Source organism: Enterococcus sp. AZ104 (assembly GCF_050546705.1).
GTDB classification, from domain to species: Bacteria; Bacillota; Bacilli; order Lactobacillales; family Enterococcaceae; genus Enterococcus; species Enterococcus faecalis.
Genome location: NZ_CP172952.1, coordinates 372,913 through 386,841 on the forward strand (window position 1 = coordinate 372,913; position 13,929 = coordinate 386,841).

The following is a 13,929-nucleotide window of genomic DNA, read 5'->3' on the forward strand; positions in this document are numbered from 1 at the left end:
TCAAGTTCTTTTTTTGTTATACTGGAAGTAATAGAAGAAGAGGTGAAAAGGATGTTACAGCTAACAATTCCAGAAATTATTTTACGGTTAGTCCTAGCGATGGTGATGGGTGGCGCAATTGGTTTTGAAAGACAATATAAGAATCGCCCAGCAGGGATGCGCACTCACATTTTAGTTTGTATGGGCGCGGCTATTATTGCGTTAATTCAGTCGCAAATTGCAATCAATGCATTGAAAGATGCGTTAGCTAATCCGGCTTTGACGGGGGTCATTCGTTCAGATCAAGCAAGGTTGATTGCACAAGTTGTAAGTGGAATCGGCTTTTTAGGTGCTGGAACCATCATTGTAACGAAACAAAGTGTCACCGGATTGACGACAGCAGCGTCACTATGGACCGTTGCTGGTTTAGGGATCGCGGTGGGCATGGGCTACTATACGATTGCCTTAACAAGTTTTATCGGTGTATTATTTGCCTTAACCATTGTCAAACGAATTATTCACGTACCAACAATCAAAAAATTAGAAATTCGCTATCAACATAAACAAGAAACCAAAGAATTTATTAATCAGTATTTTGAAGAAAAACATATTGAAATTTATGATGTGAATTTCAATGTTTCTTGGGTAGATGATACAAAAATCTATACGAATATCTATACTATTGATTTGCCTAAAGGCCTAACGTATGCCGATGTTATCGAAGATCTATCTGTTTCAAATAATGTAACAAAATTACGATTGATTAATGTGTAGAAACATCTATTTATAATTAATGACAAGAGGTCGGGACAGAACCGTTTAGCTCCGAGAAATAAGAAGGAATTTCCGAAAATTGCTCTTTAATTTTTGGAGAATTTCGGCTTATTTCCGAAGGAGTTGGTTCTGTTCCCGCCGTTTATCAGTTTTGAGCGTGGAACAAAAATCCAAAGTGATTTTTGTCCCACGCTCTTTTCTTCTAGGACCTAGGACTGATTTTTTAAGTTTAATATTTCAAAAAGATTACAAAAGAGTTATGATTGTATTACGAGTTAGAAAGAAAGGTGATAAGTAAGATGAATAAAAAAAATAAATTTCTTAGTATTATTGTTGTTGTCGTTGTGATTATTGGTGCATTTGTGATGAAAGCTTATAATCAATTGATTACTTTAGATAATAAAGTCGAAGCAGAATGGTCACAAGTAGAAAATGTAATGCAAAGACGGGCTGATTTAATTCCGAATCTTGTCAGTAGTGTTCAAGGCAGTATGACTCAAGAAAAAGAAGTTTTAAAAGAAATAACGGAAGCACGTAAAGCATACGCAGGAGCAAAATCTTCTTCTGAAAAAGGGCAAGCAAATGAGCAAATTGAAAAAGGATTAGGTAATTTTGTTACAGTATTGAATGAAGATTACCCAAAGTTAGCTTCTTCTGAAAATGTCAAAACCTTAATGACTCAATTAGAAGGATCTGAAAATCGAATTTCTGTTGAACGCCGTAACTATATACAAGCTGTTGAAACATATAACCAACAGATTTCAAAATTCCCTGATAAAATAATTGCAAAACTTTTAGGATTTGAGAAGAAAACTAACTATGTTGCGACAGAGCAGGGAAAAGAAGTACCACAAGTGGAATTTAAATAAAAAATTTGTAGAAAATTTGGGTTAAAAAGAAAGAAGTGAGGAAGGTTGGATAAAAAAGTCGAAAAAATTCAAGAAAAAGTTCGTTTGTTTTATAAAAAGCATCAGCGGAATACAACGATTGTTGTGGTAATTAGTTTAAGTATGATTTTAATATTAGGAATGGCTGCTTGGTATGAAGGAAAGGGAATCTCCTATGAAGCAAAACAAACTGCACTGAGAGAGAAGCAACATGCCTTACAAAAAAAGAGAGACGATATCTTAGCAGGGAAAATGACTGAAGCGTCAACCCAGACAACAATAAATAACTTTTCTAAACAAGAAATAACTGGTGAAAATGAATTAGTGACAATTACTGGAACGAATGGGCAGTTGAACATTAATGATGCTAATATCTATGTTTCAGATAATGCAGGTATTGTCTCAAATCAACTTAAACAGAAAATGTTTCAATTGAATCAACAATTGTTGGAAAATGCGAATGGCGCACAATTTATGCTTATTACCGTTCCTGCGTTACCTAGTGGGGAATCTGTTGAATCTTACAGCAATAAGATTGCTAATCAATTAGGTGTAGGGGATCGTGAAAAAAATAATGGTGTGGTTTTTCTAATGGCAATTGAGGATCGCGAGTCTCGCTTGGAAGTTGGATATGGCTTAGAGAGTATTTTAACGGATAGCTATGCGGATGATATTATTAATAATGAAGAAGTAAAAGAGGCTTTTAGAGACGAGGATTATAATACAGGTCTCAATAAAATTATTGATCAAGTATCGGCTGCAATCAATTCAAAAACCGCACAAGTGGATAATGAATTAACAAATATACAAACAGAGTTAAACACTAACACAACGAAAAGAAATGTTCTTTTAATGGCAAGTATTGCTGGGATGCTCATTTGTGCTGTTTATATTTTACAAATTTTAAGAACAAGAAAACTTGTTAAAAAAATGTATCAAGATTATTTGAATTGTTTACCAACAAAGGCTGTCCTAAATAACTCAGAACAGACAAAGAAAGTATTAAATAAGATGAAAAAGACTTCTTTTTATTGTTTATATCTTAATGGAGCAACGTTATTTGCCACAAAAGGGAAAATAAGACGTGCCACTAAGCGTGGTTCTTTACTAAGTATATATCCAAATGCAAAAAAACAATCTTTTGGGCGTTTATTAGTAGGAGATACTTTATATAGTTATGATGGTAGTGTTTTGACGTATGCTTATTTAAACTCACAATACAATCCGTCTAATCATAGTAGTTCTGGTAGCAGCAGTGGTGGTTCATTCGGTGGCGGCTCATTCGGCGGTGGCGGTGCCTCAGGAAGTTGGTAAAATAAAAAGCTAGAAACGTTAATCGTTTCTAGCTTTTTGCTATTTATCTAAACCGTAAAGATAGTCATCATCTTTCATGGCTTCAACTGTTCCTAGTAAATAGCCATTTCCTACTTGGGAGAAGAAGTCATGGTTGCTAGTTCCTGTCGAAATACCATTCATTACAATCGGATTCACATCATTAGCTGTATCCGCAAATAAGGGATCCATACCTAAGTTCATTAAAGCTTTGTTGGCGTTGTAACGTAAAAAGGTTTTTACTTCTTCGGTCCAACCTAAGTCATCATATAATTCTTCTGTATAACGTTCTTCGTTTTCGTACAATTCGTAAAGTAAATTATACATCCAGTCTTTTAGTTTATCTTGCTCATCTTCTGGTAATTCATTAAATCCTAATTGGAATTTATAGCCAATATACGTGCCGTGCACTGATTCATCACGGATAATCAATTTAATAATTTCAGCGACGTTCGCTAGTTTATTGTTGCCTAAATAGTAAAGAGGAGTGTAAAACCCAGAATAGAATAAAAACGTTTCTAAAAATACACTAGCAATTTTTTTCTCTAACGGAGTGCCGTTTTTATAAATTTCGTTAATCCGTTCTGCTTTATATTGCAGATGTTTGTTGGTATTTGTCCACTCAAAAATATCATCAATCTCTTTTTTTGTATTTAATGTACTGAAGATAGAAGAATAACTTTTGGCATGGACAGATTCCATGAATTGGATGTTATTTAAGACGGCTTCTTCATGGGGCGTCCGCACATCATTTCTCAGTTGATCCATGCCGCTTTCTGATTGAACAGTATCTAATAAAGTTAAACCGCCGAAAACGTAGCCGACAGTAGTTTTTTCTAAATCGGAAAGAGTCCGCCAATCATCTAAGTCATTGGATAACGGAATCCGTGTATCTAACCAAAATTGTTCGGTTAATTTTTCCCAAGTGGATTTATCAATGACGTCTTCAATGGCGTTCCAGTTAATTGCTTCATAATACGTTGCCATGGTTATTCCTCCTGTATGCTGGGACAGCAGTCTGTTTGACTAGTTGTCTCGTTTCTTCGCTTAAAACGTTCTACAGAGTCCAAATAGGAGCGTGCAGCCGTTCTTCTTTGTCCAGTATATCTGAAAATGTCCTGTTTAAAAAGAGAACATTCCTAAAAAATAAGACGCTCAAGCAGAACGCCTTATTTAAGTGCTTTTCATTAAATCACGCAAGACTCACATTGATTGCTGCCAATTTCTTCAGCATCATCTGTAAATGTACGAATATAGTAAATTGATTTAATCCCTTTGTTGAACGCATAATGACGTAAAATGTTTAAGTCACGGGTTGTTTGTTTTGGTGTTTCTTTCCATTCATACAAGCCTTCAGGGATTTCTGAACGCATAAACAAGGTTAAACTCATTCCTTGATCAACGTGTTGTTGCGCTGTTGCGTAGACATCAATCACTTTGCGCATATCCATGTCGTAAGCAGAAGTATAGTAAGGGATTGTATCATTAGCTAAATAAGGCGCTGGATAGTAAATCTTACCAATTTTCTTCTCTTGACGTTCTTCAATCATACGAGTAATTGGATGAATGCTGGCACTAGTATCATTAATATATGAAATTGAACCATTTGGCGCTACGGCTAAACGATTTTGATGATAAAGACCATCTTTTTTCACAGCATCGCGTAACGCAGCCCAATCTTCAGCCGTTGGAATCTGAATGTCTTTGAAAATTTCTTTCACTTTATCAAATTTTGGTGTAAAGTTGCCTTCAATATATTTATCGAAGTAAGCACCAGAAGCATAATCTGATTTTTCAAAATTATGGAAGACTTGGTTACGTTCTTTCGCAATTTGGTTACTTTCCATTAAAGTCCAGTAATTTAATAACATGAAATAAATGTCTGTAAAGTCTAATGATTCTTCAGAGCCATATTCCATATGATTTTTAGCGAAGAAGGTGTGTAAGCCCATTGCGCCTAGTCCGATTGTATGGCTTAAACGATTTCCATTTTGGATAGTTGGCACGACATCAATTTCAGAAGCATCTGTTACAAAAGTTAACGCACGCGTCATAGCGCGGACAGATTTTCCAAAGTCAGGACTTTCCATTAAATTAACAATGTTAGTTGAACCTAAGTTACAACTAATATCTGTTCCTAAAACTTCATATTCTTGTTTCCCATTAATAACAGAAGGCGTTTGAACTTGAAGAATTTCAGAACATAAGTTACTCATGATAATCTTGCCATCAATCGGATTGTTTTTGTTAGCTGTATCAATATTGATGATATAAGGATAGCCAGATTCTTGTTGTAATTTAGAAATTTCATTTTCTAAGTCACGGGCTTTAATTTTACGTTTACGTATGTTTGGATTGGCCACTAGGTTATCATATTCTTTGGTGATATCTACATAGGAATAAGGCACACCATATTCACGTTCCACACTATAAGGACTAAATAAATACATATCTTCGTTGTTACGTGTTAATTCGTAAAATTTATCTGGAACAATAACACCAAGAGACAACGTTTTTACACGGATTTTTTCATCAGCGTTTTCTTTTTTAGCAGATAAGAACATTTCAATATCTGGATGGAAGACATTTAGATAAACCACACCAGCACCTTGACGTTGACCTAGTTGGTTAGAGTAGCTAAAGCTATCTTCAAATAATTTCATAACAGGGACAACACCACTTGCTGCGCCATCATAACCTTTGATTGGTGCGCCCGCTTCACGTAAGTTGGAAAGAGTAATTCCTACGCCGCCGCCGATTCGTGATAATTGAAGGGCAGAATTAATTGAACGCCCAATGCTGTTCATATCATCTGTTACTTGAACTAAGAAACAAGAAACCAATTCACCTCGGCGTTTACGCCCAGCGTTTAAGAAAGAAGGTGTGGCTGGTTGATACCGTTGATGGATCATTTCATCCGCCAATGTTAAAGCCAACTCTTCATCGCCATCCGCAAAATACAAGGCATTAAAGGCAACCCGATCTTCATATGTTTCTAAATACTCTGTTCCGGCGTTGTTCTTTAAAGCGTATTGAGAATAAAATTTATAAGCCGCCATGAAAGACTTGAATTGGAAATGTTGTTCATCTAAGAAAGCATATAATTTTTCAATAAAGTCCATTGAATATTTTTCGATGAATTCAGTTTCAATAAAATCTTCTTTCATTAAAAAGTTGATTTTTTCTTCAGCAGAGCTGAATTTACGTGTATTCGGTTCTACATTTTCTTTAAAGAAGGCTGCGAGTGCTTCTTTATCTTTATTTAAAGGGATTTGACCATCAACAGGACGGTTAATCTCGTTATTCAGTTTGAAATAGCTGACATCTTTAATTTCTTTTAGACTCAATTTCTTCCACTACTTTCTTAAAGGTCTCCACGTCTTCGTCTGTTCCGCTAAACTCAAAGGAGTATAGAAGCGGAACGTGGTAATCGCGGGCAATATCTTTGGCGGTATAGACAAATAATTCAGCAAAATTACGGTTGCCCCCACCAGCTACACCAACTAACAGTTCTTGATTACTTTTATAATCAAGAAAGTCATTCACTACCTCTGTAATTTCTGCATCATAGGTAGGAATGACAAGAATAAAAGGCTCATTTATTTCAAAAAAAGGATTCGCTGGCTCAAGTTCATAAGCAGGCAAATCCAATTTTTTAATAAAGCGCCTTGTTTGACCGGTGACTGAAAAATAAACAAGTTTCATCTTAGCTAGCCAATTGTTTTAATTGGTCTGGACGGAAGCCAACAACGGTTGTTGCTTCAGATGTGATTACCGGTACGCTTTGGAACCCTTGTTCTTTTAACCAGTCGATAGCATCTGGTTGTGCGTCGATATTGATTTCTTCAAAAGCGATGTTATTTTCACTTAGGAAACGTTTCGCCATTTTACATTGGATACAGTTATTTTTTGAAAAGATTTTTACGTTCATTGAAAGTTCCTCCTCTTTTTTTCTACATAGACTAGTATAAATCTATGTAGAAAAAAGTCAACACTTTAACACTATATATTGTGGTTCGTTTTTCTCATAATACTAGTTTTTGTGTTTTTGAAAGAAAAATGAAAACACGTGAATCCTCGTTTTTGGGAGAAAAAACACATTGGTCAGTGTTTGACAAACAAAAAAATTAAAATTTTGAAAGAGAACATTTAGTGAAAAAACACTAAATATTGTGTTGACATTTGAGTTAGGCACAAGAAGAGAAAATAAGCGGATTTGTTATTGAATGAGTGGAATTTTATAGTAGCTAGTAACATAAAAAACAAGAGCTGACTTTTTTTCAAAAATGGTAACCTGAAAAAAGTGTCTCTATATAGAAGGGAAATAGAAGAAAACAGGAGATACATCCAGAAATTCATTGACTTTCCGTGTAAGCAAGCGTATTCTTTTAATTGAGAACGATTCTCATTTTCGTTTGAAACTTTTTCACATGGAGGAAAGTAAATGATTACGTTAGCGCAGGCAGAAGTTGGGAAAGTCTATACAGTCGAAAGCGTCCAAGCAGATGTTCAGACAAAGAAACATCTGAACAATTTAGGCGTCGTTGCAGGCCAAGCAGTTGTCCTTGTCAATTATCAGAATCAAAATGGTATTGTTTTATTACATAATAGTCGAATTGCGCTGACAGATACGATTTTACAAGCGATTCATGTGGAGGAGCGCTCGGCGAATGAGAAAGTTTGGGTCTCCTTAGATACCTTGAAAGTTGGAGAACGCGCTACAATAGTAGGGATCCACGGACAAGGAGCGGTGAAACGTCGGTTGATGGACATGGGCTTAACAAAAGGAACAGTAATTTTTATTCGCAAAGTAGCTCCTTTAGCTGATCCAATTGAAATCAATGTACGTGGTTACGAACTAACGTTACGAAAAAGTGAAGCGGAACTAATCTTGGTTGAAAAGGAGGAAAGCGAATGACTCAGCAAATTGCACTAGCTGGTAACCCTAATAGCGGTAAAACGACAACGTTCAATATGTTAACAGGAGCCAACCAATATGTTGGAAACTGGCCAGGGGTGACTGTGGAACGCAAAGAGGGGGTGGCAAAGAAAGATAAGACACTCATTATTCAAGATTTGCCAGGGATTTACTCTCTTTCTCCTTATACGCCTGAAGAAATTGTGGCACGAGATTATCTTTTGGAGGACCAACCTTCAGTGATTTTGAATATTCTCGATGTGACCAATTTGGAACGGAATCTTTATTTAACAACACAATTAATTGAAACTGGATTACCGGTTGTTTGTGCGTTAAATATGATGGATTTGTTGGAAAAAAACGGCCAAACATTGAATAGTGAAAAGTTAAGTTATGGCTTAGGCGTGCCTGTCGTTGAGATTAGTGCTTTGAAGAATCGTGGGTTGGATCATGCTTTAAAACAAAGTAAGCAGCGAGCGAATGCCATAGAGACAGAGGTTATTTATCCTTCTTATGATAATCGCTTAGAAGCAGCACTTGCTGAAATTGTTGATATTTTAGGGAATACTGTTCCTGAAACGCAACAGCGTTGGTATAGTTTAAAACTTTTTGAACGAGATGTTCGAACCAAAGAGCAATTATTATTGAGTTCTTTTCAAGAAAAAGAAATTGAAGAAGTCATTCAAATTACTGAAAAAATCTTTCAAGATGAAAGTGAAGCGATTATCATTAATGAACGCTATGCCTTTATTGCTCGATTAATTGCTTTGTGTGCGACGAAAAAAACAGAAATGACATTTACTCACAGTGATAAGATTGACCGAGTGGTAACCAATCGGTGGTTGGCGTTGCCAATCTTTGCGTTTGTGATGTGGTTGGTCTATTACTTATCTATTCAAACGGTTGGTACAATGGGGACAGACTGGTTAAATGATGTCTTTTTTGGGGAATGGGTTCCTCAATTTGTGGGAAATTGGTTGGCGCAATGGCAAGTAGCGCCATGGATGCAAAGTTTAATTTTAGATGGGATCATTGCAGGTGTTGGGGCTGTGTTAGGCTTTTTACCACAACTGGCCGTCCTGTTTTTATGTTTAGGTTTTTTAGAAGATTGTGGCTATATGGCCCGGATTGCCTTTGTCATGGATCGCTTGTTTCGGAAATTCGGCCTATCTGGTAAGTCGTTTATTCCAATGTTAATTGCGACAGGTTGTGGGGTCCCAGGCGTGATGGCTAGTCGAACGATTGAAAACGAACGCGATCGGCGAATGACTATTATGGTCACGACTTTTATGCCGTGTTCGGCGAAGCTGCCAATTATCGCTCTGATTGCAGGTGCATTTTTTCCTAACCAAAGTTGGGTCTCGCCCTCTGCTTATTTCTTAGGGGTTGCTTCCATTGTGTTATCAGGGATTGCTTTAAAAAAGACCAAGCATTTTTCGGGAGATCCAGCACCATTTATTATGGAACTTCCCGCCTATCATTTGCCACAGCTTAGAAGTGTGGTTCGACATGCCTATGAACGATGTCGCTCATTTGTAAAAAAAGCAGGTACGATTATTTTTGTTTCCAGTATTCTCATTTGGTTCATGTCCCATTATTCTGTGACGTTTCAACCCGTTCCAGAAAGTCAAAGTATTCTAGCATTTCTAGGTAAAGGGTTGGCGGTGCTATTTATCCCATTAGGCTGGGGGAATTGGCAAGGGGCAGTTGCCACAATTACAGGATTGATAGCGAAAGAAAATATTATTGGTACCTTAGGCATTTTATTTGGCAATGTGAAAGATGTTTCTGAAAACGGGGTAGAAGTCTGGGGCGCACTGCAACACACCTTTACGCCAGTCGCGGCCTATTCGTTCTTAACTTTTAACTTATTATGTGCACCTTGTTTTGCTGCAATTGGCGCAATTCGTCGTGAAATGGGAGACCTCAAATGGACATTAGGAGCCATTGGTTATCAATGCGGTTTGGCTTATATGGTTAGTTTTGTGATTTATCAATTGGGCCATGTGTTAGTCGAAAAAGGCACACTAACTCTGGGGACTTTTTTAGCGATGGGTGTTGTTTTAGCTGGATTTTATTTCCTTATAAGAAAACCAAAGCCAGGCAAAGAAAGTGTCCAAGCAATCACTTCTTTAGAAAGAGGGTAATAACGGATGGCAACAATTATTTTATCCATTTTAATTTTTGGAACAGCAGGAATCATCACCTATCGACGAATCAAAAAAGGGGAAAGTTGTGAAGATTGTCAAACAGCTTGTCCTGTAAAAAAAGAACAATCTTCACAAGAATAACAACTGAAAAAAATTCCCTCTTGTATAAATAATAGCGGAGTGCTACAATATTGAGGTAGCTGAAAAGCTATTTTATACAACGGGGGCATAGCTCAGTTGGTTAGAGCATCTGACTCTTAATCAGAGGGTCTAGGGTTCGAATCCCTATGCCCCCATTGGGTGCCAAACCCACGAGAACGGTATTCTGTCGGCGTCTTAGGACGTTTCGAAGACGGAGTACGCGTTCTCTTTTTTTGCGCTTTGTCAAATAATGTTGGTAAAGAGAAATTGTAGAATCCTGTCGAGTCCAGAGGAGAAAATCCTCTGGATTTTTTTGTATGTATTGAAAACCACCGGCTATGCAGGTGGTTCAGGTACGATTGTTGTATTTTTTGTATGAAGCAGCGAGAATCCCTGCATGCTGAATGGTTGATATTAAATAATAGGCTGAGAGAAACAACAGTTTTTGTTGCATATCTACCTATTTGATAGGTCGTTTTTCTGTTGAGATTACGATAACTATTACAAATATGTTGTTCACGCTCGCTAAGAAAAGCGATAGGGAATAATAAGCTTTTTGGAAACTGGGTTGGACTCCAACTTTAGTGAAAGAATGTGTGAGTTAAGCAACGCTTTGTTTTCTCCTTGCTATTTTATGAACAGGTGTATCTCTAGACAAAATAATTTAAAAAAGTTGTAGGCATTTCATATTACCTGTTATTTTATTTTATAACATTTAAAGTGTAAACATTACTAAAAATTTGTCTATGGAGTCATAACAATTTTCCGCTTTTACTTATTTAATTTACATTCCTGTTCCTTTAAACTATATACATGGCATTTCATTATTTGTAAATTTAAAATGATTTTATGAAGCGAGTACTAATATATAAGGAGGAAAAGCATGCAGAATCAGGTGTATTTAATAAACAGTGATCAAGAGCAATTTAAAAAGGAAAATAGTTCGGATGTAGCTGTAGATAAAGTTCCAGGTAGAGGGACTGTTGTGTTGACATTTATGTCTGCTAGAATATGTAATTTCGGTTGTACATATTGCTTTGCTTAAGAAAGAAAAAATTGAAGAAGTAAAAGAATTTTTACATGAAAATAGTACGATTAGCTACGAAAAAATGAGAACCATATTAAGTAAGCATAATTTGTGCACATACCCAAATACAAATAGTCAAAGTAATATCGTGTTTGAGTTGAATAGTCGGAAACTATTTGAAATTCCTTTATTTGCTATTCAAAAAAGAATTGAGAGAGTGACTAAAGGCATATATTATTTAAATTTATTGTTGATAGCTGTAATGTTAATTGGATTTCCAATTATTATTAAATTTCCAGTTCAACTAATGGATTCTTACATAAGCCAGATAAATTTTTCAACTTTAAATGTGACTACTGTATACTGATGTTTTTCTCATTATGCTTATTTATCATTACAAATAATTGGTGGTTTGGTTATATAGCTCTTCTTAATATAGGGTATCTTTTTAGTAGTTTATTACCGCTATCAACGAGTGATGGATACCATATTTTTACAATCATATATGGTAGTGAAGGGACAAGATGGCAGTTATTGTTGCTTCTTGCAGGAGTAATAAAAAAAGAGACCTCAATTTTAAAAAAATTTCAAAACAAAAAAATGATTGGATTGTTTCTTTATTTTATTCTTTCATATGTTATTGGTATTGCAGGGATTTTTTCTATTATACGTATAACATTGAATTATCTAAACGTATTTGGATTTAGTTCAACAGTACTAAGCATTTTCGTCTATGTAATGGCATTTATAAGTCTAATACAAGTACTTCTTTCTTTTAAGAAAGCATTAAAATCTTTTTGAAGACATTATGAAGGATGTGAGAAATATGTGGATATATATTCGAGAAAATTTTAAAAAAAATAGTAGTAAGTTTCTTTTCATCATATTGATATTTTTTGTAACAATGCTGCTATTGACATTTTCTTTAGGAGTTATTTATACAATAAACTACAGAATTGAAAATGAGTTAGCAGACTATTTATTAAAAAAAGACTTTAAAAATATGAAATTATTTTTACAATTAGGGACGGGAGTTCTTGTAGGTTTTTCTTTATTTATTATTTATAATACATACTCGATTGTTATTCAAGGGAGAAAGAAAGAATTCCAACTGCTATATAAGTTAGGTATGAAATACAAAAAAATTCAGCAGATTTTAAGTATTGAAAGCTTTCTGCTAAGTTCTGTTACAGCCGTTATTGGACTTTTCACAGGCATAGTGTTTTCAAGAGTATTTTTGTCTAATTATCAAGACATGAAGGTCGAACATATTCCAATTTATATTTATCTACTAGTTATTGTTTCTGCAATTTTATTTTTTATATGGTGCGGTTCAAAAAATCTAAAAAGTATGAATATCGAAGTAGAAAGTAAACAGAAAGAAGGCAGCACGTTTAATTCTCAATCTACTATTAAAGAAAAATTTTTATTTAGAATTAAGTTAGCTTTAGGTATTATCCTTTTGATTGTTTCAATTGTTAGTGGATACACAACTATGAAAATAATTTTACTATTTACAGGTTTAATCTTGATTTTTGATCCGTTAATAGCAGGGACCTTGGTGTCTCTTCGTTTTTTGTCGCTCCGTTTTAACCGACTTTCTTTGTTCGTTGCTGTGGAAGAAAATTGCTGGAATATTAAAAGAATCAGCTCATTAATATCTACATTGGCCTTTTCAGTTATGCTTCTAGTAGGAATGTTAACCTTTTTTCATTCTGTCAAGGAAGCTGTTGTACAAAAGGTAGATGAGACCTATAGATTTGAACATATACTTGTGATGAATGAATTATCTGAGGTCAAAGAAGAAAAAGTTAAGGCTTATTTGCAGAACTTATATCCACATGCAACTTTTGAGATTGCTTTAAGTATGGAAATTGAAAAAGAAAATAATGAAAACACTTTGATTTTGACAGGCGTTTCTTCTAACTTCAAAAATATTCAAGTGTTAGAAATGGAAAAAGAGTTTAATATTAAAGATTTTGATTTAAATAATGATAGTTTGAATGTATTATTTCCGTCACAGTTAGCTGAAAAATCAAAGATCAAACGTAATCAAGTCATAGATTATTCCTTTGATAAAGACAAATCTATAAAAATTAGTCCGAAAGATTTTTATCAGCCGTTGGATCTACAACAAGTGTTTACATCCAAATCTGCTTTAACAGAGTATTTATTTGGAAAGGATGTTAAAGGAATTTACAACACAATCTATTTGAATCGGCTGAGTGATGAAGAAATAAAAGAATTCACAAAGTATTTATCTATTAAAAATTATAACTTAATGAATATTGGTGATCTAAAAGATAAATACAAAAATCAAGCAATTAAACAAACTGAAATGATTGAAGCATTTATTTATGCGCTGATCTTTTTCAGTGGAGCAAACATATTAAATATGTTTATTCTTTCAATTAGTTCTAGACAAAGAATATACAAAGGATTGTTAATTATGGGGATGAAAAGAAAAGCTTTGCTAATCAGTATGTTAATAGAAATGTCTATTATCTATATTTTAGGTGTTGTTTTAGGTTGGCTTTTCGGGCTTACATTTGCTGAAGGTGGGATTAAGATGATGGAAGAAGTTATTGTATTCAAACCTGTCATTAATATTCCTTACTTGCAAGTATGTTCAATATTAGTTGTTATCTATTTGATACTTGTCTTGGGGATTATTTTAATTTCTAGAGTTATTTTAAAAGAAAAAAATAGGAAGTAAGAATC

Annotated in this window: 12 protein-coding genes and 1 tRNA gene; 9 read left to right on the top strand and 4 right to left on the bottom strand. The window is 34.8% G+C overall.

Features of this window, described 5'->3' with window-relative positions:
• The first annotated feature begins 51 nt into the window (after positions 1-51).
• The 3 genes from IGJ37_RS01905 to IGJ37_RS01915 all read left to right on the top strand — a co-directional run bounded on the left by IGJ37_RS01905 (position 52) and on the right by IGJ37_RS01915 (position 2,954).
• Complete coding sequence (locus IGJ37_RS01905) at positions 52-753, top strand: MgtC/SapB family protein (RefSeq protein WP_002355354.1); 702 nt, start codon at positions 52-54, stop codon at positions 751-753.
• 299 nt (positions 754-1,052) lie between these two features.
• Positions 1,053-1,622: a LemA family protein gene (locus tag IGJ37_RS01910; RefSeq protein WP_002386098.1), complete on the top strand. Its 570-nt coding sequence runs from the start codon at positions 1,053-1,055 to the stop codon at positions 1,620-1,622.
• A 45-nt stretch (positions 1,623-1,667) separates the two neighbouring features.
• Positions 1,668-2,954 carry a TPM domain-containing protein gene (locus IGJ37_RS01915; RefSeq protein WP_002381196.1) on the top strand — a complete coding sequence of 429 codons (1,287 nt, stop codon included), beginning with the start codon at positions 1,668-1,670 and terminating at the stop codon, positions 2,952-2,954.
• A gap of 39 nt (positions 2,955-2,993) precedes the next feature.
• On the opposite strand, the gene nrdF is transcribed toward IGJ37_RS01915, so the two are convergent.
• From nrdF to IGJ37_RS01935, 4 genes are all read right to left on the bottom strand, one after another.
• Positions 2,994-3,959: a class 1b ribonucleoside-diphosphate reductase subunit beta gene (gene nrdF / locus IGJ37_RS01920; protein WP_002355357.1), complete on the bottom strand. Its 966-nt coding sequence runs from the start codon at positions 3,957-3,959 to the stop codon at positions 2,994-2,996.
• A 200-nt stretch (positions 3,960-4,159) separates the two neighbouring features.
• Positions 4,160-6,319 carry a class 1b ribonucleoside-diphosphate reductase subunit alpha gene (gene nrdE, locus IGJ37_RS01925; RefSeq protein WP_002355358.1) on the bottom strand — a complete coding sequence of 720 codons (2,160 nt, stop codon included), beginning with the start codon at positions 6,317-6,319 and terminating at the stop codon, positions 4,160-4,162.
• Positions 6,300-6,677: a class Ib ribonucleoside-diphosphate reductase assembly flavoprotein NrdI gene (nrdI, locus tag IGJ37_RS01930; protein ID WP_002355359.1), complete on the bottom strand. Its 378-nt coding sequence runs from the start codon at positions 6,675-6,677 to the stop codon at positions 6,300-6,302. Before nrdI ends, nrdE begins: the two co-directional genes overlap by 20 nt.
• Before the next feature lies 1 nt (position 6,678).
• Positions 6,679-6,903, bottom strand: a complete 225-nt coding sequence (locus IGJ37_RS01935) for a redoxin NrdH (RefSeq protein ID WP_002355360.1) — start codon at positions 6,901-6,903, stop codon at positions 6,679-6,681.
• Positions 6,904-7,416: 513 nt separating this feature from the next.
• On the opposite strand from IGJ37_RS01935, the gene IGJ37_RS01940 reads away from it, so the two are divergent.
• The 6 genes from IGJ37_RS01940 to IGJ37_RS01965 all read left to right on the top strand — a co-directional run bounded on the left by IGJ37_RS01940 (position 7,417) and on the right by IGJ37_RS01965 (position 13,924).
• Entirely contained in the window at positions 7,417-7,890 is a 474-nt protein-coding gene (locus IGJ37_RS01940) for a ferrous iron transport protein A (RefSeq protein ID WP_002355361.1), read from the top strand.
• On the top strand, positions 7,887-10,037 hold the full coding sequence (gene feoB / locus IGJ37_RS01945) for a ferrous iron transport protein B (protein ID WP_002355363.1): 2,151 nt from the start codon (positions 7,887-7,889) through the stop codon (positions 10,035-10,037). Before IGJ37_RS01940 ends, feoB begins: the two co-directional genes overlap by 4 nt.
• A gap of 6 nt (positions 10,038-10,043) precedes the next feature.
• The gene (locus IGJ37_RS01950; protein WP_002355364.1) at positions 10,044-10,181 is read left to right on the top strand and encodes a hypothetical protein; all 138 of its coding nucleotides are present in this window, start codon (positions 10,044-10,046) and stop codon (positions 10,179-10,181) included.
• Between the two features lie 81 nt (positions 10,182-10,262).
• Positions 10,263-10,336, top strand: a tRNA-Lys gene (locus tag IGJ37_RS01955).
• A 728-nt stretch (positions 10,337-11,064) separates the two neighbouring features.
• Positions 11,065-11,226 (top strand): hypothetical protein, encoded by a 162-nt coding sequence (locus IGJ37_RS01960; RefSeq protein WP_002366123.1) that lies wholly within the window; start codon positions 11,065-11,067, stop codon positions 11,224-11,226.
• Positions 11,227-12,016: 790 nt separating this feature from the next.
• Positions 12,017-13,924, top strand: coding sequence for an FtsX-like permease family protein (locus IGJ37_RS01965; protein ID WP_325814938.1), 1,908 nt, complete (start codon positions 12,017-12,019; stop codon positions 13,922-13,924).
• The last annotated feature ends 5 nt before the right edge of the window (positions 13,925-13,929 follow it).

What these genes read in the sequence shown, in the direction of transcription:
- IGJ37_RS01905 (WP_002355354.1), top strand. Translation starts at nt 52, where the DNA reads ATGTTACAGCTAACAATTCCAGAAATTATTTTACGGTTAGTCCTAGCG.
- IGJ37_RS01910 (WP_002386098.1), top strand. Translation starts at nt 1,053, where the DNA reads ATGAATAAAAAAAATAAATTTCTTAGTATTATTGTTGTTGTCGTTGTG.
- nrdF (WP_002355357.1), bottom strand. Translation starts at nt 3,959, where the DNA reads ATGGCAACGTATTATGAAGCAATTAACTGGAACGCCATTGAAGACGTC.
- nrdI (WP_002355359.1), bottom strand. Translation starts at nt 6,677, where the DNA reads ATGAAACTTGTTTATTTTTCAGTCACCGGTCAAACAAGGCGCTTTATT.
- IGJ37_RS01935 (WP_002355360.1), bottom strand. Translation starts at nt 6,903, where the DNA reads ATGAACGTAAAAATCTTTTCAAAAAATAACTGTATCCAATGTAAAATG.
- IGJ37_RS01940 (WP_002355361.1), top strand. Translation starts at nt 7,417, where the DNA reads ATGATTACGTTAGCGCAGGCAGAAGTTGGGAAAGTCTATACAGTCGAA.
- feoB (WP_002355363.1), top strand. Translation starts at nt 7,887, where the DNA reads ATGACTCAGCAAATTGCACTAGCTGGTAACCCTAATAGCGGTAAAACG.
- IGJ37_RS01950 (WP_002355364.1), top strand. Translation starts at nt 10,044, where the DNA reads ATGGCAACAATTATTTTATCCATTTTAATTTTTGGAACAGCAGGAATC.
- IGJ37_RS01960 (WP_002366123.1), top strand. Translation starts at nt 11,065, where the DNA reads ATGCAGAATCAGGTGTATTTAATAAACAGTGATCAAGAGCAATTTAAA.
- IGJ37_RS01965 (WP_325814938.1), top strand. Translation starts at nt 12,017, where the DNA reads ATGAAGGATGTGAGAAATATGTGGATATATATTCGAGAAAATTTTAAA.